At 59.9% G+C, this 21,752-nt stretch carries 22 protein-coding genes; 8 read left to right on the top strand and 14 right to left on the bottom strand.

The window, feature by feature from the left end:
• Positions 1–7 precede the first annotated feature (7 nt).
• On the bottom strand, positions 8–1,030 hold the full coding sequence (locus ACFQDI_RS02320) for a methyltransferase (RefSeq protein ID WP_377162985.1): 1,023 nt from the start codon (positions 1,028–1,030) through the stop codon (positions 8–10).
• 147 nt (positions 1,031–1,177) lie between these two features.
• Between ACFQDI_RS02320 and ACFQDI_RS02315 the strand changes: the two genes are divergently transcribed.
• On the top strand, positions 1,178–2,242 hold the full coding sequence (locus ACFQDI_RS02315; protein WP_377162983.1) for a fatty acid desaturase: 1,065 nt from the start codon (positions 1,178–1,180) through the stop codon (positions 2,240–2,242).
• Here ACFQDI_RS02315 and ACFQDI_RS02310 read toward each other — a convergent pair.
• Complete coding sequence (locus ACFQDI_RS02310; RefSeq protein WP_377162981.1) at positions 2,239–2,580, bottom strand: zinc ribbon domain-containing protein YjdM; 342 nt, start codon at positions 2,578–2,580, stop codon at positions 2,239–2,241. The genes ACFQDI_RS02315 and ACFQDI_RS02310 overlap by 4 nt on opposite strands.
• Positions 2,581–2,682: 102 nt before the next feature.
• On the opposite strand from ACFQDI_RS02310, the gene ACFQDI_RS02305 reads away from it, so the two are divergent.
• Positions 2,683–3,435, top strand: coding sequence for a hypothetical protein (locus ACFQDI_RS02305; protein ID WP_377162979.1), 753 nt, complete (start codon positions 2,683–2,685; stop codon positions 3,433–3,435).
• 20 nt (positions 3,436–3,455) lie between these two features.
• On the opposite strand, the gene ACFQDI_RS02300 is transcribed toward ACFQDI_RS02305, so the two are convergent.
• Both ACFQDI_RS02300 and msrP read right to left on the bottom strand, forming a co-directional pair.
• A complete protein-coding gene (locus ACFQDI_RS02300) occupies positions 3,456–4,076 on the bottom strand; it encodes a protein-methionine-sulfoxide reductase heme-binding subunit MsrQ (protein WP_377162974.1) in 621 nt (206 codons plus the stop codon).
• A gap of 7 nt (positions 4,077–4,083) precedes the next feature.
• Positions 4,084–5,049 (bottom strand): protein-methionine-sulfoxide reductase catalytic subunit MsrP, encoded by a 966-nt coding sequence (gene msrP, locus ACFQDI_RS02295; protein WP_377162972.1) that lies wholly within the window; start codon positions 5,047–5,049, stop codon positions 4,084–4,086.
• A gap of 116 nt (positions 5,050–5,165) precedes the next feature.
• Here msrP and ACFQDI_RS02290 point away from each other — a divergent pair, with 116 nt between their 5' ends.
• Positions 5,166–5,963, top strand: coding sequence for a phthiotriol/phenolphthiotriol dimycocerosates methyltransferase (locus ACFQDI_RS02290; protein WP_377162970.1), 798 nt, complete (start codon positions 5,166–5,168; stop codon positions 5,961–5,963).
• Here the strand turns inward: ACFQDI_RS02290 and ACFQDI_RS02285 are convergent, their stop codons facing one another.
• The 6 genes from ACFQDI_RS02285 to ACFQDI_RS02260 form a co-directional block, all read right to left on the bottom strand.
• The gene (locus ACFQDI_RS02285; RefSeq protein WP_377162968.1) at positions 5,964–6,290 is read right to left on the bottom strand and encodes an H-type lectin domain-containing protein; all 327 of its coding nucleotides are present in this window, start codon (positions 6,288–6,290) and stop codon (positions 5,964–5,966) included. It lies immediately after the preceding gene.
• Between the two features lie 70 nt (positions 6,291–6,360).
• Positions 6,361–7,581: a molybdopterin-dependent oxidoreductase gene (locus ACFQDI_RS02280; RefSeq protein ID WP_377162966.1), complete on the bottom strand. Its 1,221-nt coding sequence runs from the start codon at positions 7,579–7,581 to the stop codon at positions 6,361–6,363.
• Positions 7,582–7,622: 41 nt separating this feature from the next.
• A complete protein-coding gene (locus tag ACFQDI_RS02275; protein ID WP_377162964.1) occupies positions 7,623–8,252 on the bottom strand; it encodes a hypothetical protein in 630 nt (209 codons plus the stop codon).
• 15 nt (positions 8,253–8,267) lie between these two features.
• On the bottom strand, positions 8,268–9,155 hold the full coding sequence (locus ACFQDI_RS02270; protein WP_377162962.1) for a uracil-DNA glycosylase: 888 nt from the start codon (positions 9,153–9,155) through the stop codon (positions 8,268–8,270).
• A gap of 42 nt (positions 9,156–9,197) precedes the next feature.
• A complete protein-coding gene (locus ACFQDI_RS02265) occupies positions 9,198–10,322 on the bottom strand; it encodes a sugar ABC transporter permease (protein WP_377162960.1) in 1,125 nt (374 codons plus the stop codon).
• A gap of 6 nt (positions 10,323–10,328) precedes the next feature.
• Positions 10,329–11,399, bottom strand: coding sequence for a TFIIB-type zinc ribbon-containing protein (locus tag ACFQDI_RS02260; protein ID WP_377162958.1), 1,071 nt, complete (start codon positions 11,397–11,399; stop codon positions 10,329–10,331).
• Positions 11,400–11,525: 126 nt separating this feature from the next.
• Between ACFQDI_RS02260 and ACFQDI_RS02255 the strand changes: the two genes are divergently transcribed.
• From ACFQDI_RS02255 to ACFQDI_RS02235, 5 genes are all read left to right on the top strand, one after another.
• The gene (locus ACFQDI_RS02255; RefSeq protein WP_377162956.1) at positions 11,526–12,848 is read left to right on the top strand and encodes a Trx7/PDZ domain-containing (seleno)protein; all 1,323 of its coding nucleotides are present in this window, start codon (positions 11,526–11,528) and stop codon (positions 12,846–12,848) included.
• A gap of 202 nt (positions 12,849–13,050) precedes the next feature.
• The gene (locus ACFQDI_RS02250; protein WP_377162954.1) at positions 13,051–14,172 is read left to right on the top strand and encodes a DNA-directed RNA polymerase subunit alpha; all 1,122 of its coding nucleotides are present in this window, start codon (positions 13,051–13,053) and stop codon (positions 14,170–14,172) included.
• Positions 14,173–14,217: 45 nt separating this feature from the next.
• Positions 14,218–14,712 carry a 50S ribosomal protein L17 gene (gene rplQ / locus ACFQDI_RS02245; protein ID WP_377162952.1) on the top strand — a complete coding sequence of 165 codons (495 nt, stop codon included), beginning with the start codon at positions 14,218–14,220 and terminating at the stop codon, positions 14,710–14,712.
• Between the two features lie 182 nt (positions 14,713–14,894).
• Positions 14,895–16,163: a Gfo/Idh/MocA family protein gene (locus tag ACFQDI_RS02240; protein WP_377162950.1), complete on the top strand. Its 1,269-nt coding sequence runs from the start codon at positions 14,895–14,897 to the stop codon at positions 16,161–16,163.
• Between the two features lie 91 nt (positions 16,164–16,254).
• A complete protein-coding gene (locus tag ACFQDI_RS02235) occupies positions 16,255–16,500 on the top strand; it encodes a hypothetical protein (RefSeq protein WP_377162948.1) in 246 nt (81 codons plus the stop codon).
• Positions 16,501–16,584: 84 nt separating this feature from the next.
• On the opposite strand, the gene ACFQDI_RS02230 is transcribed toward ACFQDI_RS02235, so the two are convergent.
• The 4 genes from ACFQDI_RS02230 to ACFQDI_RS02215 are packed head-to-tail and all read right to left on the bottom strand — an operon-like array spanning position 16,585 to position 21,627.
• Positions 16,585–19,071, bottom strand: coding sequence for a c-type cytochrome (locus ACFQDI_RS02230; protein WP_377162946.1), 2,487 nt, complete (start codon positions 19,069–19,071; stop codon positions 16,585–16,587).
• A 37-nt stretch (positions 19,072–19,108) separates the two neighbouring features.
• A complete protein-coding gene (locus ACFQDI_RS02225; protein WP_377162944.1) occupies positions 19,109–19,852 on the bottom strand; it encodes a platelet-activating factor acetylhydrolase IB subunit in 744 nt (247 codons plus the stop codon).
• Positions 19,853–19,910: 58 nt separating this feature from the next.
• Complete coding sequence (locus tag ACFQDI_RS02220; RefSeq protein WP_377162942.1) at positions 19,911–20,978, bottom strand: D-alanyl-D-alanine carboxypeptidase family protein; 1,068 nt, start codon at positions 20,976–20,978, stop codon at positions 19,911–19,913.
• A gap of 1 nt (position 20,979) precedes the next feature.
• Positions 20,980–21,627, bottom strand: coding sequence for a type I 3-dehydroquinate dehydratase (locus tag ACFQDI_RS02215; RefSeq protein ID WP_377162940.1), 648 nt, complete (start codon positions 21,625–21,627; stop codon positions 20,980–20,982).
• Positions 21,628–21,752 lie beyond the last annotated feature (125 nt).

The following is a 21,752-nucleotide window of genomic DNA, read 5'->3' as shown; positions in this document are numbered from 1 at the left end:
GCCCGCATCACGCCACCGCGAGCACTGCACTCTGTGCCGTGGGTGGCAGCGGGTGCAGCTCGGCAGCGTGGAATCCTGCCTCAGCGAGCATCTTCTCATACTCCGCAAAGGTGTAGGCGTCCCCCTCCGGCGTGGTGCCCAGCATCACAAGACTGAAGCCTGCCGCTGGCGGCGGAGTGATGCGGTCTTCATTCGGCACAAATTCCACAATCAGCACCTTGCCACCCGGACGCAGCGCCGCATGCACGCGCTTAAGGAAGCGGGTGCAGTCCTCCACATTGAAGTGATGCAGGAAATTAGGCACCAGCACCACGTCATAGCCGCTGCCGAGATCCACGGTGAAGGCGTCTCCCACGATCTTGCTGAAACGATCCGCGATGCCCGCAGCCCAGGCATTTTCCTCCGTGACGGCCAGCACCGCCTCCCAGTCCAGCGCCACGAGGTGCGCGCGCGGATTTTTCAGCGCCACCGCAATGCCGTAGGCCCCGTGGCTGGAGGAGATGTCCAGCACGCGCGTGTCGCGGGACGCATCCAGCGGCGCCAGCGCCGCCGCTCCCTGGGAGGTGGGCATCATCATCGGCCCCATGGCCCGGGCAAACTCCACCCATGCCGGATGATCCGGCGCAGTGGTGCCGTGCTCCGTGGTGTGCAGGCGTCCCAGCCGGATGGTGGAGGCCAGATCGGTGAAAGCCTCGGTGAGACCGGGCGCGAGAAGGAAATTCACCGCTCCGCCCATGTAAGCTGGAGACTGCGGCAGCAGAAAGACGGCCGACGACGGAGTGAGCGCATAGCTCCCACCCTCTTTGGTGATGAAGCCCATGATCGCGAGATTGTCCGCGAGGATGCGGATGCCGCGCAGCGGGCACTGGCAGCGCTCCGCGATCTCGGCGGCAGTCGCCGTGGCTGGCGGCTCGCCAATGGCAGCAAAAAGGCCCAGATCCACCGCAGCTTTCAGCGCTGCGGATTTCTGAAAAGCATTGATCGTTTCAAAGAAGAGCTGCGGAGAGGGGGCTGTGTGTGGTTCGGACATAATGAAAAATGGAACTCAATGTGACGCATGATCACCATCACATCCATGGTTCTGCAGCACAGGAAAACCGCCAGCTAAATAAAGATTTAGTGGCTCTGAATGATGCGCCGCCGCATCGTTAGGAAAACGGACTCGAACACTGCCATCATGGAATCCCCCCCCGCTGAAAGCCAGACCAAGCCGCCCCTCAGCCGTCATGTCATGTTCTGCCTTCTGCCGCATGCGCTCTTTGTCATGCTGGCCCTGGGAGTCTGGGGCGGCGGCTGGTGGCTGCTCCTGCCGATCATCTTTCTGCAGGTTGCGCTTCCCCTGCTGGACTGGCTTACCGGCTGGCAGGATGACGGTCATTATGAAAAGGCAGACTTTTCCGCAGGTCAGCTGGCGGTGCTGCACTGGAACACACGCCTCTATGCCTTGTTCTACATGGTCTCGGTGGTCTGGCTGGCGATGTCCCTCGATCGCTTCAATGCCATGGAAATCGGCATCCTGATCGCCTCTGCGAGCCTATTGGGCGGCATTGGCTTCGGCGCTGCGCATGAGCTGCTGCATGGCAAGGATGAGCTCGATCAGATCATGCAGAGACTGCTCACCACCTTCCTGTTCTACCCCCACTACAAGCTCATTCACATCCGCAGCCATCACGTTCACGCCGGGACAGATCAGGATGAAAACACCGCCTGGCTCAACGAAGGCATCTATTCCTACATCTTCCGCACGATTCCCGGCAGCATGATCCGCTGCTGGAAAATGGAGGCCCGTCGGTGCAACGGCGAAGGCCTGCTGAAAAACAAAATGCTCATTTACGCCCTGGGCCAGATGGCGCTGCTGGCCGGTCTGTTTCTGCTGTCAGGGCTCAACGGTCTGCTGTTCTACCTGGCGCACATCCTGGGCGCGCACATCGTTCTGGAGTCGGTCAACTACATCCAGCACTACGGCCTCATGCGCCGCAAAACGGACGGCGAGTATGAAAAAACAGGCGCTGAGCACTCCTGGGACACCTACCACTTTTTCTCCAGCTACATCACCTTCCGCGTCGGGCACCACTCCTACCACCACATCGCGGTGAAGCCCTACTACCTGCTGGACCCCGAGCCCACAGCCCCCAAACTTCCGGTGGGTTACTTCTGGGCCATCGCCATGGTGCTGCTGCCCCCATGGTGGCGCCATGTGATCAATCCCAAGCTCAATGCTGCTGCCGCACCAGCCTCCTAGCTGACGATCTTTTTCACAAAGCAGGCCTTCAGCCCGATCGCCATGCCGTCCATTTTGCAGGAGATTTCGTGGTCGCCGTCCACCAGACGGATGGGTTTGGACTTGGTGCCGACTTTGAGCACTTCGCTGGAGCCCTTGAGCTTCAGATCCTTGATCATGGCCACGATGTCTCCGTCCGCGAGCACATTGCCATAGGCGTCTTTCACCACGCGCTCGGCCTCCGGCTCATCGGCAGCCGCCTCCTTCGGCCACTCGTGTCCGCAGGTCATGCACTCAAAGCGGTCGGCATGGTCCAGGACATCATTCATCTCGCACATCGGGCAGGCAGGTTGGCTCATAGGAAACGACAAGACACTTCGCAGCCAAGAAACTCAAGCGCTGACTCAAGTTCAGCAATTTCAGCGCATGAACTCGCCAGATAGACTCGTTTCCTTGCGCCCATGAACATCCGCACCCTGCTTGCCCCTTTCCTCTTCATCAGTGCAGCCACCTTTGCCGCTGACCTTCCCAAGATCCCCGCCAAGCCCATCGCTGAAAAGCAGGAACTGCTCTTCTCCGATGACATGAACGGCACCGAGCACGACAAGCGCTGGCACCGCGTGGTGGACACTTTCGTCTTTGAAAACAACGCGCTCAAAGGCACGCAGACCCGGGTGAAGGACGAACCCTCCAAGGATGGCAAGTCCATCATCACCGCGCATGCCGCCGTCTACGGCCTGGAAGTCCCCACCAAGGACACCGTGATCGAGGTGAAGATGCGCTTCGACGGCTGCACCATGATGGATGTGGAGTTCGACGACCGCAAATACACCGCCGCCCATTACGGCCACCTCTGCCGTGCCCAGATCCGCCTCGACAAGGTGACCATCATGGATGAGCGCGAAGGCAGCCAGAACCTGATCATCAAGGAGCTCCGCAAAGACCCCGCCAAGAAGGACGAAGTGAACAAGCTCATGGCCGGCAAGAGTGCCACCTTCCCCGTGAAGCTGGAGCAGAACAAGGAATACACCGTGGTGGTGGAAACCGTCGGCGATGAAATGCGTGTCAGCATCGACGGCAAGGCCGTGGCCTTCCTCAAGTCCCCCGGCATCGGCCATGAAACGAAGTCCAAGATCGAGCTCGGCGTCGCCGGCCAGAGCGGCTGGTTTGATGACATCAAGGTCTGGAACGCTGCCCCTGCCAAGAAAAAGTAATCAGGCTGTTCCTGCGAATTTTACGAAGCGCGCGGTGCTGAGGCACCCCGCGCTTTTTTCATGCCCTCTACCACGCGATACCCCAGCAGCAGCGCAAGCACCGCAGCGAAGAAGAGCGGATAAGTCACATCCGACTTCACAATGGCCCAGTAGTGCAGCACGCCGCCGATGGTGATGTAATAGGTCAGGCGGTGGAGCTGAGCCCAGCGCTGCCCGCCCAGCCGCTTGATCATGGCATTGGTTGAAGTCACCGCGAGCGGCACCATCAGCAGAAAGCTGAACATGCCCAGCGCAATGAAGGGCCGCTTGTACACATCTCCCACCACGGTTTGCAGCTGCCAGTCCCGGTCATAGGCCAGGTAGGTCAGCAGATGCGCGAGGCCATAAAAGAAGGCATACAGGCCCAGCAGGCGGCGCTGTTTCAGCAGCCAGCTCCAGCCGCAAATTTTGCGCAGCGGAGTCACCAGCAGCGTCAGCATTAGAAAGACCAGCGTTAGCACCCCCGTGGTTCTGGTGATGAATTCCGCAGGATTCACCCCAAGCCTGCCGCGCCAGCCATCGATCAGGATGAGCAGCGCAGGCAGCAGCCCGTTGAAAAAGAAAAGCTGCCGGTGAAAACGGGTGTCTGCGCTGAAATTCATGACGGGTCTAGAAATCCACGCTGAGGTCCATGCCCGCATACATATGCGCCACCTGCTCCGCATAGCCGTTGAACATCAGCGTGGGCCTCGATCCCATTTCGCCGATGCGCCGCTCATGCGCCTGCGACCAGCGCGGATGGTCCACCTTCGGGTTCACATTCGAGTAGAAGCCGTACTCCCCCGGATTCGCGAGACTCCAGGTGGTGGGCGGCTCGCGGTCCATCAGCGTGATCTTCACCACCGACTTGATGCTCTTGAATCCATACTTCCACGGCACCACCAGCCGCACCGGCGCGCCGTTCTGATTCGGCAGCGTCTTGCCATACAGCCCTGTGGCCAGCAGCGTCAGCGGGTGCATCGCCTCGTCCAGTCTCAGACCCTCCACATAGGGCAGATCAATGCCTGCATGGCGCGAGTCCGGCATCTGCTTGATGTCATAGTAAGTCTCAAACGCCACATGCGTCGCAGCGCTCAGCGGCCCCACCTGGTTCAGCAGCTTGGACAGCGGAAACCCCACCCAGGGTATGACCATCGACCAGCCCTCCACACATCGGAAGCGGTAGATGCGCTCCACAGATTCAAACTTCAGCAGGTCCGCCAGATCAAAGGTGCGCGGCTTCTGCACCAGCCCGCCCACCTGCACGCTCCACGGATCAGTCACGAAGTCTTTGGCCTTCGCAGCCACGGCGGATTTGTCAGTCGAAAACTCGTAGTAGTTGTTGTAGCCCGCAATATCGGTGAAGGAGTTCACCTTCTCATCTGCCGCCAGAGCCGTCTGCAAAGCAGGCTCTGCCACCGTGGCGATGGCGGAGCCCGTGTTCGCCACCTCGGGCCGTGGGCTGAAGGCGCGATACAGACCTGCTGTGGCCAACGTGGAACCCGCCCAGATGGCGGACTTCATGAAGAAGCGCCGGTTCAGAAAGGTCTCCTCAGGCGTGACCTCGCTGGATGAAATTTGAGGGCTGTCTTTCATGACGGGCAGGACATGCAGTGCCAATGTGAGGCGGCGGCGGCGACTTTATTCCCGCACAACGAATGCCAACTGGCAAGTTGCATCTGCCATCATCACCCCCCACGCTCCGCACTTCCATGTCCCTGCTCGAACGTCTCTTCTCCATCGGCCCCGTCCGCAAAGCCATCTGGCAGCTGTGGTACCCCTTTCTCACCCGTCGGCTGCGCAATGAGGACGTGCTGTTTTTGAATTACGCCTTCGAGGCCGACCCGCCTGTGGGCCTGCAGCTTGACCCCGCTGACGAACCCAACCGCGCCTGCATCCAGCTCTACCACCACGTGGCTACGCAGGTGGATCTGCAGGGCAAAGACGTGCTGGAGGTGAGCTGCGGCCACGGAGGCGGCGCCTCCTGGCTCACGCGCACACTGCATCCCGCCAGCTACACGGGGCTGGATCTCAATCCCACCGGCATCGCCTTCTGCAAAAAGCGCCATCAGGTCAGCGGGCTCCGCTTTGTGCAAGGAGATGCTCAATCATTGCCCTACCCGCCTCAGACGTTTGATGCGGTGATCAATGTCGAGGCCTCGCACTGTTACCCCGATTTCCCAGGCTTTTTGGCCAGTGTCGCCCGCGTGCTGAAAACACACGGTCATTTCCTCTACGCCGACTTCCGCTTCCGCGATCAATGGGCAGACTGGGAGCAGGCCCTCTCACAGGCACCGCTCGAGATCGTGCAAACCCGCGACATCAGCCATGAGGTGCTGCGCGGCATGGAGCACAACGCCGCCCACAGCGCCGCGCTCGTCTCCCGCTGCCTCCCTGCACCGCTGCACTCGCTCGGGCGTGACTTTGCCGGAGTGCCCGGGGCACGCGTCTATGAAGCGCTGAAGTCAGGCGAGCTCTCCTACCGCTCCTGGTGCTTTCGCAAGCCGTGATCAGGCCCCGATGGCCAGCCAGTTGAACTCCACGGAAAATACACGCGACGCATCCCAGGTGGAGATGACCGCCTGAAAGCCAGATTCCGTGATGTTTTGCGCCTTCAGCGTCAGCCTCGAGCTCTCCCGCCGGTCCATGTCGAATCCAGTAAGCCCCAGATGGACGACGGGGATGCTCGAAAACGATGAGTCGAACACGACATCCAGAACAAACTCCCTCGGCTCCGCAAAGTCCGGGTACACCACATCAAGCGTCCAGCCCGGAGTGAGGATTCCGACACCGACATGGGACGACAGGACTTTCCAGGGAACAGCGGATGAGCTCATGGCAGCCTAGTAAAGCATCATCCGGGCCGGGAACCACCTTCATTGTTGTCACACTTAAAATCATGCGGCGTCACGCCACCACTTCCAGCAGGGCCTTTTGGATGTTGTTTTTCCCGGACTTCGGAAACGGACGCGGCATCGGCTGCGCATGGCCGTTTTCATCGATCGTCCGGCAGCGCAGCTCATACTTGCCAGGCGCAAGCTTCGCCAGCTTCGTCGTCCAGCGGCACAGCGTGTGCCGCAGCGGCCACTGGCGCGGCAGCCTTGTGGCGGAATCAAACTGGACCGGATGCAAGGGGGCGCCTTTGAAACCCGCAATGCCGCTGCCATCAAAGGGCACGATCTGCGCCTCCTGCCACGGCGCCCGGGTGAAGAGCGGATCGTTCGCAGGCAGCGGCTCATTCACATTCCGCAGCCAGTACTGCACTTGCCTGAGTCCTGAGATGCCCACCTGCGCATTGCCATGCAGCGTTAGTTCATCCTTCACGCTTAGCTTGTTTGGCAGGTCGCCAAAACGCGCGAAAGTCTTAAGCCACGAGTTGATGTCATTGTTGCCGTTCGCATACGTGTCGTCAGACTGGTGCGCGTTGGTAAAACCAATGCGCTGCAGCCATTTCACCGATTTGAAGCCGTAGGCCTCCGGCACAATCATCCGCACCGGACCGCCGCGCTCGCCGGTGAGAAATTCGCCATTGAGCTTGTAGCAGAGCATCACCGGCAGCTCTCCCGGCGGATCTTCAAACACGCGGTTCATCGGCAGGTAGCATTTGAAGATCTGCTTCGGGTCCTCGTTGTGGTGGCCGTGGTACCAGACATGACGCAGGTTCTCCACCGGTCCGCACTCCCACAGCACGTCCCGCAGCGGCACTCCCTCCCACAGGCCATGCCCAAGAGGATCGGCGAGGTTGTTGCAGGTGATCACTTTCAAATAACTGACCGCCTTTGTCTTCGCGATCTCCATCAATCTTTCAAATGTCAGCGCCGTGCCGTCGCTGCGCAGCATGGGCCGTTCGATCTTCGCATTGCTAGCTGCATCCGCGATGACCTCAAGCCGCCAGGTCTCACGCACCATGCCGATTTCCCGCTGCTTCTCGATGGGCAGCTTGTATGGCAGCGGATTGCCGCGTTCCACATTGTAAAAATCCCCTGAGGGAGTGATGCAGCAGCCGCCCTCCTCGCACACCGGCCCCGCCTTCTTGCCCGCGGCCTGCGCCTCGGCATGTGTCAGCACTGCAGCGCCTGCAGTACCGAGCTTGAACAAATCACGGCGGGAGAGTGCTCTAGCCTTCATGTGCCGGATTTAAACCCAGACCGTCGGCGAAAGACAAGCCCTCAATCCGGCAGCTTGCCGGCCGGGGGCGCTGGCGGCGGTGCGCCTTGCACCTTTACGCCGTTGCCTGCGTTTTCCAGGGTGGGATCAAAGGCAAATTCAAAGATAGCACCATCGAGCTTGTTGAGGAGGTATTCCTGCAGCAGGTCTGCATCGTCAGAAAACATCGCCTCCAGCATGGCTCGGCTTTCCGGTTCATCGAGTTTTTTGCCAGTGCCGATGGTCAGCATGCCGTGCTCCTGACCTCTCGCGGCTTTGATCGCCTCGATGCGCTTTTCCATCTCATTCAGAAATTCGGGCGTGTTCATCACCTGCTCAAAGCGCTTCATCAGCGGTGCCAGCTCCATGCTCTTGTTCAGTTCCTCGGGAGAAGCGTCCTTGTAGCGGCGGATGAAGTCGTCCACCTTGCGCCGCACGGCTTCAGACACCTGTCTTGGTCGGTAATGCTTGGGCTGCGGCTCTCCCTCCTTGGAAACCGTTTCCGTACTCGCCTCAGGAGGAGCAGCAGGCTTTACGGGAGCCGGCTTTTCAGCCACCACGGAGGGCTTGGGTCTGGCAGGCTGCCAGTTCAGCCACACCAGCGCAAAGAACATCCCCGAGGCCAGCAGCAGCAGCACTAGGTTTTTGTTCATAGGATGTAAGGCGGATTATTTCGCCTGAAAGTACCCGCGCTGCTTGGCGCTGATGGGCAGTTCCAGCTTTTCCATGACCTTGAGCATGTCCTCCCACACCTGGCGCTTGGCACGGATGCCATCCCCCATCTTCTCTTCACGCAGCAGGTAGGAGGGATGGTAGGTGACCATGGTGGGTATGCCCTGGGTGCTGTGAAACTTCCCGCGCAGGCCACCGACGCTGCCAGGGATTCCCAGACCTTCCGCAGCCGTGGCCCCCAGGGCCACAATGACTTTGGGCGCGATAAGACTGATCTCTGTCAGAACGAAGGGCAGGCACGCACGCATCTCCTCAGGCGTGGGTTTGCGGTTGCCGCTGCCTTGGTTGTCCATGGCCGGGCGGAATTTGCAGATGTTGCTGATGTACACCTGCGGACGGTCCAGCCCCATGGCCTTGATGATGGCTGTGAGCTTCTGCCCGGCCGGGCCCACAAAAGGCTCGCGCAGCTTTTCCTCTTCGGCTCCGGGCGCTTCGCCTACAAACATCAGGGAGGCCTGCGGATTGCCCACGGCAAAGACCATGGTCTTGCGCAGGCTGGCCATGGAGAGCGCGGGCTCCCATGTCTCGGCCATGGCACGCAGTGCGGCGAGCTTTTCCTCAATGGTGGAGCCCCCCACTTCCAGCAGCCCCGCCTTCTTCGTTTCTGCCGGCGGCGGCTCGCTCAGGATGCGTGCGAGAGGCGCCGCCGCAGGCGCTGCGGCCAGCGGTTTCATCGGCTCAGGCTTTTGCACCTCTCTCAGCGCAGGCTCACGGACGGCCCCGGTCAGCCGGTCCATCGTCCCCGGACGCAGCGCGATGTGCGTCTTCCCCTGCAGCTGGCGCTGCTGCAGGTGCTGCTTGAGGAGGCTTTTGGCGGTGGACATGGGAGAAAATGAATGACGAAACCAGAATGTCGAATGCTTCCGTCACTGCCTCCGGCTCAGCCTCATATCCATCCAGACAGCCAGGATCAGCACCACCCCGCGCGCGATGTACTTGTTGTGATTTTGCACCGAAGTCAGCACCATGCCGTTCAGCAGGCAGGCAATGATGAGGGCCCCCAGCAGCACCCCCAGCACATTGCCCCGGCCACCTCGCAGGCTGACCCCGCCGATCACACAGGCAGCCACGGCGTCCAGCTCCATCAGATCCCCCGTGGTCGTCGTCGATGAGCCAACATACGAGGTCTGCATGAAACCCACAATCGCCACGATGGCCCCCATTCCGCTGTAGGCGGCGATCACGCTGCGCTTCATCGGCACTCCGGAGACCATCGCCGCCTCGCTGCTGCCGCCGATGGCATAAAGGTGCCTGCCCAGCGCCGTGTGCTGCGTCACGCCATACACCACCAGCGTGACGGCGCCGAGGATGAGCGAAGGGAGCGGGATGCCACGAAACTGGCCTGTGACGAGCACAAACAGCACAATGGCCTGCGCGGCGGTGAACAGGCGCAGAAACACCATCTCCCGGCTGTCCGCGGAAAAACCATGCGCCAGACGGCGTTTGCGCGCACTCAGCGTGGTCAAGACCAGCGCCAGCACAAGCCCCGCAGCCAGTCCCCAGCCCAGTCCCTGCGGCAGGTAAAAGGTCGTCAGCTGAGAGTACAGATTGCTCTGCCCTCCCGGGGCCACCGGGACAGTGGCGTTGTCGATGACTCGCCAAAACAGGCCTTTGAAAATCAGCAGCGCTCCCAGCGTGACGATAAAGGAGGGCATGCGCTCACACACAATAAAGGCCCCCATCGCCATCCAGATCAAAACACCGCATAAAAATCCCACTCCCAAAGCCGCTGGCGCCGGCAGGTGGCAATGAAACACCAGCACGCTTGCGACACCGCCCAGCAGCCCCACACCGCTCCCCGCCGAGAGATCAATGTGCCCGGGCAGCAGAATGAGCAGCATGCCCATCGCCAGCGTCGCCGTGATGGACAGCTCCGTGACGAGCATCGACAAATTTCGTGCGCCCAGAAACGCCGGATCCTTGATGGCAAAAAACGCACAAATCGCGAGCAGCGCGATGGCGATGGGCAGTTCTCGAAAGCGAAGAGTCACACAGCGTCAGTTCTGAGATGACATAAAGATGGCGAGAATGATCAAGGCGATCACGACCGCAATCGTGATCTTCACCCAGCTCAGCGGATACTCGCCCCCAATCTTGCCCGTGGCACCGTTGACGGCGACCTGGTAAGTCCTGGTGCCATAGGTGTAGGTCAGCAGCCATACCGGCAGCAGCACATGCTTGAATGTCTGCCCGCTGTAGTCCGGAGAGATCCGCAGATTGCGGCTTGTGTCCCCCGGAATCTGCGCCGTGCACTGGCTGCGCAGCATGCTGTCCATCCGCCCTCTCGAATCCTGCGCCGCCTGGACGAGATCGATCTGGTACTGCTCCACCACCCAGCCGGAAAGATAGCCCGGATCATACGGCAGCAGATTCGTGGTGGTGGGAAACGGCTGCAGCTTTTCGAGCAATGCCGCATGCACGCCTTTGGAGGCCGGCACCAGCACATCGTCAAAGTCGCTGCTGACATGGCCGGAGGCATACTCCCAGCGTGTGTGCCTCGTGCGGTTGCCTTTGCTGTCAGTGGTGTAGTAGTAGTAGCCAGCCTCCGCCTCCCAGGGACACTCGGCATGGGCATCAAACGTCCAGTAGGGCAGGTACATGCCATGCAGCGTGTCAGTCATGGCCTTCTGACCTAGCGCATTCGGCGCCCAGAAGTGGCTGCCATACCAGCGGCGTATGTCTTCACGCACCTGGCTCTCGGAAATCTTGAACGGCAGCTGGCTGCCGGGCCGGATCGGGGCGCCGACGTCATCCATGGAGATGATCGCCGGAGATCCGCAGAAGTCACAGTTCTGAGCCACCCTCTTTTCATCAAAAACAGAGATGGCCTGGCAGCTCTGGCACTTCACCGTCTTGCGCACTGCCGCCCAGCCCCGCTGGTCGTCAGGAATGGCACGGAGCATGGCCACAAGGTCATTCTCCTCCACCAGCGAGCCATCGTTGTTCAGCTCCGCCGGAGAGACTGTGCCGCAGTACGGGCAGACCAGCGCATGCTTGGCTGGCGTCCAGACTGCCTCGGCACCACAGGCAGGACAGGCAAACTTGGAAATGGCGGTGACTTCAGGCATGGGAAGAACGCGTGGGTGGAAGCAGGCTCGATTTACCGGAGGAAACCGAAGCCTGTCCATTCCAAAAACCGCGCGAAAATAATTCCCGGCTTGTCATTGCCCCTGCCCTCTTGGCAGAATGCCTCCATGCAGCCCCTCCCGCTCATCGCCACCCTGCTTGCAGCCCTTGCCGTCTGGGCCCCAGCTGCCACTGTCAAAGACCGCGAAGGTGCGGTGCGTGGGGACAAAGCCCGCCTGGAAAACGATCCCCGCTGGAACTGGAACGACATCGACAGCGGCTTCCGCCTGGCCAAGGCCACCGGCAAACCGCTGCTCGTAGTGCTCCGCTGCCTCCCCTGCATGTCCTGCGCCGGCATAGACGCCAGCGTTCTCGAGGAGCGGGAGCTCGCTCCCCTGCTCGATCAGTTCGTCTGCGTCCGCATCATCAACGCCAACGCACTCGACCTCTCCCGTTTCCAGTTTGACTACGACCTCTCCTTTTCGGCCATCCTCTTCAACGGCGACGGCACCATCTACGGCCGCTTTGGCTCCTGGACACATCAAAAGGACCCGCTGAACAAAACCACCGCCAGCTTCAGCAAGGCGCTCGAGGCCGGGCTGGCCATCCACAAGGGCTATCCCGCCAACCGGGCCGTCCTCAGCGGCAAGCAGGGCGGCCCCACACCCTACCAGACGCCCATCGAGTTTCCCGCACTCGCGGGCAAATACCAGAGCAAGCTCGACTGGAGCGGCAAGGTCGTGGCCAGCTGCGTCCACTGCCACATGATCGGCGACGCCTTCCGGGCCTACCACCGCAGTCAAAACCAGCCGGTGCCCGTCGAATGGATCTACCCGCAGCCATCCATCGAGACACTCGGCATCACCCTCGCCACAGATGAAATTGCCAAAGTCGAGGCCGTGGCAGACGGCTCCGCCGCCAATGCTGCCGGAATCCAGGCCGGCGACATCTTCACCCACCTCGCCGGCCAGCCCCTCGTCTCCATCGCCGACGTCAGCTGGGCGCTCCATCGCTCCCCCGACTCGGGTTCCCTCCCAGCCACCATCGTGCGGAGCGGAAAGGAAACCGCCGTCACCCTCGATCTGCCCGCAGGCTGGCGTTTGAAGTCAGACATCGGCAAGCGCGTCGGCACCTGGCCCATGCGGGCCATGGCCTTTGGCGGCATGAAAATGGATGACGTTCCCGATGAGGAACGCACCACCCTGGGCCTGGACAAATCCCAGATGGCCATGCGCGTCTTCCATGTGGGCGAGTACGGCCCCCATTCTGCCGCCAAAAAGGAAGGCTTCAAGAAGGACGACATCATCATCCAGGTCGGGGACCAGAAGCAGCGCCTCACCGAAAGCGCCCTCATCGGCCACCTGCTGCAGCACCACCTCCCGGGGGAAAAAATCCCCGCCGTCGTGCTCCGGGGGCAGGAACGGCTGGAGTTCAAACTGCCTCAACAATAGTTAAGATCCCTTGAGTTTCAGGGCCATCTCACGCTCACGCCCCCCCTGAAATTCCCGGTTGCATTCCAAAGACCGGCTTCCATACTCCACGCCCCCTGCGAGTCGTCATTTATTCGCCGTTGGTCTCCGCGCCTGCCTCTCTTCGAGATGTGCAGGGTTCTCGCCCGGAGGTAACCCGGCCGTTAGTGTTAACACAAATCCTATGTCAGTACGTCTTGCTCGATTCGAGATGCCCAGCCGCCTTGTGAAAAACGAGGCCACGGCCACCGAAACCTACGCCCAGTTCACTGCCGAACCTTTCGACAAAGGTTATGGTCATACGATCGGGAACTCCCTCCGCCGTGTCCTCCTCTCCTCCCTTGAAGGAGCCTCCATCACTTCCGTGAAAATCCGCGGTGCTGAGCACGAGTTTACCACCCTCCCGGGTGTGCTCGAAGACGTCGTTCAGATCATTCTGAACCTGAAGAAGGTACGCTTCAAGCATCACAGCGACGCCAAGGAGCCCCGCCTTCTTTCGATCATTGCCGACAAGGAAGGTGCCGTCACCGCTGGCGACATCAAGGAAGACAACCACTACGAAGTCATCAACAAGGACCTCGTCATCTGCACGCTGGACCGCAAGACCAAGTTCGAATGCGAATTCGAAGTGCGCGTCGGCCGTGGCTTCTCCACCTGGGAGGAAAACAAGCGCGTTGACACCCCCATCGGCGTCATCCCGATCGACTCCATCTACAGCCCCGTCACCCGCGTGAAGTACGCCGTGGAAAACACCCGCGTCGGCCAGAACACGGACTACGACAAGCTGGTGCTCGACATCTGGACAGACGGCCGCATCACCCCGCAGGACGCCCTCCTCCAGTCCGCCGCCATCCTTCGCCACCACCTCGATGTCTTCGTCAACTACGACGACAAGGCCATCGAGTTCGAAGCCGCACCGGAAGCCCAGAGCGAGGAAAACAGCGAGCTGCGCAAGCTCCTGAACATGAGCGTCAACGAAATCGAGCTCTCCGTCCGCGCCGCCAACTGCCTCAACAACGCCAACATCACCAGCGTCGGCCAGCTGGCCATGAAGACCGAAGGCGAAATGCTTCGTTACCGCAACTTCGGCAAGAAGTCCCTCACCGAGATCAAGGAAAAGCTCGCAGAGCTTGGTCTCTCTCTCGGCATGAAGTTCGATCCAGCGCTGCTTGAGGCCACCCCCGGCGGTGTCTCCCTCCTTGCCCGCAGCAGCATGATCGGCGACGACGATGAAGAAGCCGACTCCCTCGACTTCAGCAAGCTGGTGGACAGCCATCTGCCAGACGCCGACGACGAAGACGAGTAATCAATCAAAGGTAAACAGAAGACACATTTAGTTAGCATTTAGGACATGAAACACGGAAGAAAAATCGTCAAACTTCAGCGCAAACAGGATCACCGCGACGCGCTGCTCATGAATCTCACCTGCTCCCTCATCGAGCACCGCCGGATTCGCACCACACTCGCCAAGGCCAAGGCTCTCCGCCCCTACGCTGAGAAGCTCGTCACCCTCGGCAAGCGCGGCACCCTCCACGCACGCCGCACCGCTCTCTCCTCCCTTCGTCACAAAGACATGGTGAAGAAGCTCTTCGAAGAGATCGCCGTGGCCTCCAAGGACCGCGTCGGTGGCTACACCCGCATCACCAAGCTCGGCCAGCGCCGTAGCGACTCCGCTCCGATGGCCTACATCGAGTGGGTGGACGCCTACGTGCCCAAGGCTGCTGCCGCACCCGCGCCAGAAGCTGCCGCCGAACCCGTGGCCACTGAAGAAGCCGCTGCTCCGAAGAAAAAAGCCCCGGCAAAAAAGAAGGCCGCTCCAAAGAAGAAAGAAGCCGCTGCTGAATAAGCAGGCCCTTTGACCAAGGAATCATCCCGCGCGGGAGTCGCAAGACTCCCGCGCTTTTTTATGTCCGCGCCGTCTGTCCGACGGCTGCTTTTGGCTCGCTCACCAAAGCATGGGAAACCGGCACTCATGTACCAGCATGCCGTGTTGCATGCCGCCTGACTTCGCGTTCCATGAGCCCCACCATGGAATCCACTATCAAAATCGCTCTCGTTGGCGCCGGCATGTTCGGCGGAGATGTTCACGCACGCGCATATGCGGACCTGCAGCGCTTCGGCATCGCAGGCCAGCTGGCACGTGTCGGCCTCGACAAATATTCGCGCGAACTCGCCGGAGTGAAATTTGATCTCGTCGCCGTCGCCACCCGCAGCGAAAAGTCAGCACTCAAAGCTGCGGCGGCCTTCAAGGAGCTCACCGGCCACGAACCTCGCGCCTTCCATGGCGATGCCCCGTGGGATGACATCCTGGCGGCCTTTCCAGACCTCGATGTGATGGCCGTCGCCACCCCGGATCATCTTCATACGCAGCCGATTCTCGCTGCGCTGGCCAAAGGGGTGCATGTCCTGACCGAGAAGCCCATGTGCCTGTCGATCCAGGAATCAGATGAAATCATTGCCGCGGCCAAAGCCAGGAATCTCATTGTCGCCGTGGACATGCACAAGCGCTACGACCCCGATCACCTGCGCATACGCGATGACATTCAGAACCGCATCGGCGCACCGCTCTATGGCACCGCCTATCTTGAGGAACCGCTCGAAGTCAGCACCAGCACCTTCAAGTGGGTGGAAAGCAGCGACCCCTTCAGCTACGTCGGCCCCCATTGGACAGACCTGATCTGGAGCTATTACCACAGCAAGCCGGTTTCACTAACTGCCGTGGGCCAGAAAAAACGTCTGGTTCGCGATGGCATCAATGCTTTCGACGCAGTCCAGGTCCGCGTTGATTTCGACAACGGTATGTCGATTAACTTCCACAATAATTGGGTTACCCCTGCCGACTTCGAAGGTCCGGTAAACCAAGGTCACGAAATAGTCGGCGCGGACGGCAAAGTCGAAAGTGACCAGCAATATCGCGGTTTCCGCTGGTGGAACCAAGGAGGCGGCTCACGCACGAGCAATAATCACTTCACCCGTGAAGTATCTCGCCCAGATGGCAGCAAAGGTTACATCGGTTATGGAGTCGATAGTCTGACAGTTGGTCTTGTGGCTATCTGCCGGGTCAAGTTTGCCAATGAGTCACGGGATGCCGTGGCGGCTCTCTACCCAACGGCTGAAGAAGCCCGCATCACCTGCGCTATTGTGGACGCCGCCGCCCGAGTTCGGGATCTCAACTGGAAATACATGCAGGAAGGCAAAGGTGCCACGGTCACCGCACGGTTTGATCAGAAAGGTATAACTATCATAGACCCAAATTCCACCGAGGTATTTCAAAGCATTTACGACAAGGCTCTCTAGGTCATATAAGGGTATATAACGCTAACTTCTAAACTTGACTTTAAACTAAGTTTTTCATAAACACGTATTTGTACCCCGATAAATAAAACAAATGATTCTGTCATCTTCTCAACTTCGCCGCGCCGCTGTCCTCCAGGAAAAAATTGAAACCATGCAGCAGGAGCTGGCGGAGCTGCTGGCAAGTCCCTCCACCGAGTCCCCTTCGGCGGCAGGCAAGCCCGGCAAAAAGAAGCGGGTGATGTCCGCCGCAGCGCGCAAGAAGATCGCTGACGCTCAGCGCAAGCGCTGGGCCAAGCAGAAGGGCGAAGGCCCTCCGGCAGAAAAGAAAGCCAAGTAATTCCAGCTTAACTCTCTCAAAACAAAGGCCCCAGTTCGCAAGAACTGGGGCCTGTTTATTGGCTGAAGTTAGCGGAGCCGGAAGTTATTTCGTAAACATCGGGTCCTCTGGATTCCCCTTGCTCAGCAGATAGGCCATAAGGTCAAGGATATCATCCTCCTTGAGCATGAACAGCAGTCCCGGTGGCATCATGCTGATTTTGCTCTCTTCCGTTTTCACAACTTTACGGGCATCCACATTGGTGAAGTTGTTGGGGTCCATCATGTTGGTGCAGACCATCATGTTGTTCTCCTTCATGTTGGCGATGCGTCCGATCACCTTGCTGCCATCCTGCATGGTGAAAACAGTGCTGCCATACTGGTCGCTGATCTCCTTGCTGGGCTCCAGGATATGCTCCAGCAGGTCTCTCGGGCTGTACTTGCCGGCCACACTGGTCAGGTCAGGTCCCACAGCACCGCCCTCGTTGTTAAAACGGTGGCAGGCAAAGCAGGTCGCCGCACCAAACATGTTGCGCCCATTGGCAAAGTTACGGTTGCCCTCCAGGCCAACCCCCAGCGACTTGCTAAGCTCATCCAAAGTCCAGGCTTTGACAAACTGCATCGGCTTTACCGAGAAGCTCGGCGCCTTGGCCTCCGGCTTCGCATCCAGCACGTCCTTGATGGCCAGCTTTTCCTCCTCCGTCATCGTGGACAACGCGTTCTGCTTGATCTCACCGATGAAGAGGTCAAACGACGCCCCGCCTTTGTAGTTCGCAGCCCGCAGGAACCAGCGGAAGTAATCTGCGCGCAGCTCCTTCGTCCAGCCAGACTTGGCAAATCGAAGAATGCGGGCGTAGTCGATCTGCTCCTCCTGGGTGGGCGAGCCATTCACCAGCGGCTCAGCCTTGGCCACGATGCCTGAGTCTCCCAGATAGACCAGCACCTCGCACAGATCACGGTTCAGGGCTGGATCATTCGTGGGGAACAGCGGCGCAAGATGCTTGATCAGCTCTTCCTTGCCCGCTGCATCCGGCTCTCCCATGCGCGTGAAGGCCAGCATGTAGTCACGGATCAGCGTCACACGATCCAGGCCTTTAAGCGCCTTGAAGTCAATCTTGTTCAGTGCGGCAATGATTTGCGGCTGCAGCGCCTTGTCTCCACCGCTGCTGCGGGCCAGTGCCATGAGCGCCGTCAGTGCGGCACGTGGATTGGATTCGTTCAGCGCCTTGTCCTTCCATGAGGCGATGGGCTGGTGCTCCAGCGCAATACGGGCGGCAAAGCGCAGATTGCGGTCCGGAGAGCCAAGGTGCGGCCAGGCGGCCTCCACAGCTTTGGCATCCTGTCTGGCATGATAGCTTTCCAACTCCTGACGTGCCTTCGCCGTTGCATTGTCACTTTCAGCAGCGGCATCATTCTTTCCGCTGTCTCCACCCACATAAGTCACCCGATAAAGTCCCGACTGCACCTTGCGCCCGCCAACGCTCACATACATCGCCCCGTCTTTTTTCGAGACTTCAATGTCTGTCAGCGGCAGCGGCGAAGCACTCATGAACTCCTCAGTCACGCCCGTATAACCTCCGCCGTTCGGCGAAAGATGCACGGCATACATTTTGCCATAGCTCCAGTCGCAAATGTAAAGCGCCTCCTGATACTTGGCAGGAAACTTAGCTCCATAGCCAAAGGCCACACCCGTGGGCGAACCTGGGCCGATGTCCACCACCGGCGGCAGGCTGTCCTCCCAGCGCACAGGCCATTTCTTGCTGCAAGTGCGCCAGCCAAACTCACCACCGCTCTGCATGAAGCACACACGGGTGGGGCGGTACCATGGCATGCCGGTGTCCCACTCCATGTCCGCGTCAAAGCCGAAGATGTCTCCACTGCGGTTCATGGCGATGTCGTAGGTGTTGCGGGTGCCGGTGTTCACCAGCTCCCACTTCTTGCCATCAAGGTCGGTCTTCGCCATCCAACCACCGGGAGCCAGCACATCACGCATGAAGCCACGCCCCAGCAGCATGGGGTAGAGCTGGTCTTCCGACCAGTGGCGCGGCACGCGGCTGGTCTCGCAGCTCGGCTCGGGCGTCTGATTGCCGCACATCACGTACAGGCTTTGACCATCCGGCGAGGCAATGACGCCATGCGGTCCGTGCTCACCCGCCTTGCCGGGGAAGGAGCGCAGCATCTCCACCTTGTCGAACTGGTCATCGCCATTCGTGTCCTTGCAGCGGTACAGGCCTCGCCCTTGGTAGGCCTCATCGTTCACCACACCATACAGCGCCCCTGCATGATACAGCAGCCCCTGGCAGTGCCCGAAGTCCACGCTGAGCTTTTCCACCTTCGTCTCACCCGGGCTGCCCCTGAGCGCAGGAGGCGTGATGCGATACAGCGCGCCATACTGGTCGCTGCAAATCAGGCGACCTTTGTCATCCTGAGTCATGGACACCCAGGAGCCTTCCTGCTCCTTCGGCACGGAGTAGAGCAGCTCCACTTTGAATCCTTTGGCGATCTTGACCTTGTCGGCCGGTGTTGCTTGATCCGCCAGCTGAGCGAACGACGCCGTCGCGCAGAGCAGAAGAGGAAGGAGAATGATTTTCATGGTTGGATAATGATGAAACTGGCAGCCTTGCTCCGAACTACTTCATGAGTTCCTTGACCTTGCCTTCGATGGCGTCGGCCCACATCTGGTAGCCCTGGGCGCTGAGGTGGAGCAGGTCGGGCATGATCTCCTTGGGCAGCGTGCCGTCGGGCTGCAGGAAGGTGTTGCCGATGTCCATGTAGAAGACACGTTTACCGTCGGCGAAGCCGGAGATGAGGTTGTTCGTGGCGACGTTCTGTTTTCTCATCGCATCTTCCTTGGTGGCTCCGCGTGGAAAGATGCCCAGCACCAGCACCTTTGTCTCCGGCAGTTTTTTGCCCAGAATGTCGAGGATCATCTTCACGCCCTCGGCGGTCTGCTCGGCGCTGCTGGCATAGACCACACCGCCATGTTCGGCGGCAGGGCGGCCCTGATGCCCGGTGTTGTTGGTGCCGATCATGAGCACCACAAGCCGGGGCTTGATGCCGTCAAAGTTCCCGTTCTGCAGCCGCCAGATCACATGCTCGGTGCGGTCGCCGCCAATGCCAAAATTCGCCGCTTTCAGCGGTGCCCAGGTTTTCTCCCAGACCTCCTTGCCATTTTTTTCCCAGCCCTGTGTGATCGAGTCGCCCAGAAACACCAGCTGCGCCTCTCCCTTTTTGGAAATGGCGTTGAAGCTTTCATGGCGCTTCATCCATCCGCCCTCACGTGGCTTGGGGTCGATGGCAAGATTCTTGGCCGTTTCAGCAAAGCTGGTGGCGGCGACACAGAGGGAGGCGAGCAAGAGGGTGCGGAGTTTCATGGTCAGTGGCGGCGATGATGCCGGGAAGCCATGAAACTCGCAAGCCGCGAATGTTATTTCACGCCTTTAGCGCCCAGTCGAGCAGTGCCTGGGCATCACGCCAGACACCTTCGTGGCTGTCGTTGAGTATCACCACAATGCGGCGGCGGCCGTTGCGCTCCCCGGTGGCCACCAGGCAGTAGCCTGCAGCTTCGGTGTAGCCCGTTTTCATGCCGTCGCAGTAGCTGGCGGAGCGCAGCACGCGGTTGGTGTTGGCCAGATCAATGGATTTGCCGTCGGGCTTGGTGAATTTAAAGCTCTGCAGCTTCACAATCGCCCGGATATCAGGCAGCTTGTCAGCCGCCTTGGCGATCATCGCCAGATCACGCGCCGTGGAGTAAGGATCCTCGTCGGTGAGTGATGGCAGCCCGTGGGGATTGACAAAATGCGTGTTCTTCAGGCCAAGCGCCTGTGCACGGGCGTCCATTTTTTTGGCAAAGGCGGCCACGCTGCCTGCATTGTCCCGCGCGAGCGCTTGCGCGATATCGTTGGAGCTCTTCACCAGCATCGCTGTCAAAAGCTGACGGCGGGTGTACGTCTCCCCCACCTTGAGGCCGATGCGCACCGGGGCGCACTGCGTGTCCGCCAGCTCAATGGTGACGACTTTGTCCAGATCTCCCGCCTCCACAATGAGCAGGCCGGTCATGATTTTCGTCGTGCTGGCGATGGCGCCACGCAGATCCGGGCTCTTTTCAAACAGCACATCATCGTTTTCAGGATCGATGACGATGCAGCGCCCGGCGGTGATCTGCGGAATGGAGCCCCGGAGATTTTTGATCTCGATCTCACGGCGGACTTTCTTCGTTCTCTCAATCTCCTCGGCAAGCTGAGTTTCCAGCCGATGCTTCAGCTGCGCGACCGCAGCCTCCCGCGCGGCGACATCCGCCTTCGCCTGCGCGATCATCTGCTTCTCGGCGGCAAATTCATGCTCCCGTTTCGCAATCGCAGCGGCCTTCGCCTCCACCTCCTCCTCACGCCATTGCAGCTGCTGCTCACGCTTGGGGTCTCCGCAGCCCGAAATGGAAAGGCAGAGGAGACCGGACAGGACGGCATGGCGGAGAGGGCGGGACTGGCGGGGGGAGATCATTTCAGAGTTCAGCGAGGAGTTCTTTCAGGCGGGCGACTGGCCACTGTCCTGGAGCATTCGAAGCACCAATAAAGCCGTAATTCAACAGGCTGCCACATTTAGCCAGCACCAGCCGTGAAACACGCCCCCACGGCCCCATGCCCATCACAGAAACCCGCAGCCGGTGGGTCTGCCCCGCCAGCTTCATGAGACGGATCAGATCCTCCTGCGTGTTCAGATACGTGGCGATCTTCACCGCATCCAACCCCGCCTGCTGCGCAAAATTCACCGCCCCGTTCAGCACTTCATCCGCCGGCGTAGCCTGAAAGTCATGGAATGAGCCGACCACCGGCACACCTGCCGCCCGCGCTTTTTGGATCGTACCCTGCATCTGCGTAGCACTGCGAAGCTCGAGGTCGATCAGCGTTGCGATATCCAGCAAAGGCTCGAGCATTGCCGCCCGCGCCGCCGCATCCTCCGGTGCCTGTCCGCCCTCCGCCGGATGCCGCGCCGTGAGCAGCAGCGGCAGGCTGTTGCCTGCCAGTGCAGCTCGCAGTTCCTCCGCAGGCATTTGCAGCTGGTCCAGACGGAGTTCCGCCACATCACACAAATTCGCCCGCGCAGCGTTGTCGATCGAGGTGAAGTGCGTGAAAGCTGCTGAATCGGACACAACTCCAACCGCAAGTGGCCGGGAGGAGAAAAGCAGGTTTTTAGAGGAAACAAGTTGAGCCATTGGCTAGGCGGAATATAATTTTAATAAATGTGAACAAGATTTAGCATCTTACTCCTCATTAT

Source organism: Prosthecobacter fluviatilis (genome assembly GCF_042655725.1).
Lineage (GTDB): Bacteria > Verrucomicrobiota > Verrucomicrobiia > Verrucomicrobiales > Verrucomicrobiaceae > Prosthecobacter > Prosthecobacter fluviatilis.
This window is presented reverse-complemented; position numbering and strand designations above follow the sequence as displayed.

Excerpts from the sequence above, each read along its gene's own strand:
- ACFQDI_RS02275 (WP_377162964.1), bottom strand. The coding sequence starts at position 8,252 with ATGAACAAAAACCTAGTGCTGCTGCTGCTGGCCTCGGGGATGTTCTTT.
- ACFQDI_RS02315 (WP_377162983.1), top strand. The coding sequence starts at position 1,178 with ATGGAATCCCCCCCCGCTGAAAGCCAGACCAAGCCGCCCCTCAGCCGT.
- msrP (WP_377162972.1), bottom strand. The coding sequence starts at position 5,049 with ATGAAAGACAGCCCTCAAATTTCATCCAGCGAGGTCACGCCTGAGGAG.
- ACFQDI_RS02255 (WP_377162956.1), top strand. The coding sequence starts at position 11,526 with ATGCAGCCCCTCCCGCTCATCGCCACCCTGCTTGCAGCCCTTGCCGTC.
- ACFQDI_RS02305 (WP_377162979.1), top strand. The coding sequence starts at position 2,683 with ATGAACATCCGCACCCTGCTTGCCCCTTTCCTCTTCATCAGTGCAGCC.
- ACFQDI_RS02240 (WP_377162950.1), top strand. The coding sequence starts at position 14,895 with ATGGAATCCACTATCAAAATCGCTCTCGTTGGCGCCGGCATGTTCGGC.
- ACFQDI_RS02230 (WP_377162946.1), bottom strand. The coding sequence starts at position 19,071 with ATGAAAATCATTCTCCTTCCTCTTCTGCTCTGCGCGACGGCGTCGTTC.
- ACFQDI_RS02225 (WP_377162944.1), bottom strand. The coding sequence starts at position 19,852 with ATGAAACTCCGCACCCTCTTGCTCGCCTCCCTCTGTGTCGCCGCCACC.
- rplQ (WP_377162952.1), top strand. The coding sequence starts at position 14,218 with ATGAAACACGGAAGAAAAATCGTCAAACTTCAGCGCAAACAGGATCAC.
- ACFQDI_RS02290 (WP_377162970.1), top strand. The coding sequence starts at position 5,166 with ATGTCCCTGCTCGAACGTCTCTTCTCCATCGGCCCCGTCCGCAAAGCC.
- ACFQDI_RS02270 (WP_377162962.1), bottom strand. The coding sequence starts at position 9,155 with ATGTCCACCGCCAAAAGCCTCCTCAAGCAGCACCTGCAGCAGCGCCAG.
- ACFQDI_RS02300 (WP_377162974.1), bottom strand. The coding sequence starts at position 4,076 with ATGAATTTCAGCGCAGACACCCGTTTTCACCGGCAGCTTTTCTTTTTC.
- ACFQDI_RS02220 (WP_377162942.1), bottom strand. The coding sequence starts at position 20,978 with ATGATCTCCCCCCGCCAGTCCCGCCCTCTCCGCCATGCCGTCCTGTCC.
- ACFQDI_RS02310 (WP_377162981.1), bottom strand. The coding sequence starts at position 2,580 with ATGAGCCAACCTGCCTGCCCGATGTGCGAGATGAATGATGTCCTGGAC.
- ACFQDI_RS02280 (WP_377162966.1), bottom strand. The coding sequence starts at position 7,581 with ATGAAGGCTAGAGCACTCTCCCGCCGTGATTTGTTCAAGCTCGGTACT.
- ACFQDI_RS02250 (WP_377162954.1), top strand. The coding sequence starts at position 13,051 with ATGTCAGTACGTCTTGCTCGATTCGAGATGCCCAGCCGCCTTGTGAAA.
- ACFQDI_RS02260 (WP_377162958.1), bottom strand. The coding sequence starts at position 11,399 with ATGCCTGAAGTCACCGCCATTTCCAAGTTTGCCTGTCCTGCCTGTGGT.
- ACFQDI_RS02235 (WP_377162948.1), top strand. The coding sequence starts at position 16,255 with ATGATTCTGTCATCTTCTCAACTTCGCCGCGCCGCTGTCCTCCAGGAA.
- ACFQDI_RS02320 (WP_377162985.1), bottom strand. The coding sequence starts at position 1,030 with ATGTCCGAACCACACACAGCCCCCTCTCCGCAGCTCTTCTTTGAAACG.
- ACFQDI_RS02285 (WP_377162968.1), bottom strand. The coding sequence starts at position 6,290 with ATGAGCTCATCCGCTGTTCCCTGGAAAGTCCTGTCGTCCCATGTCGGT.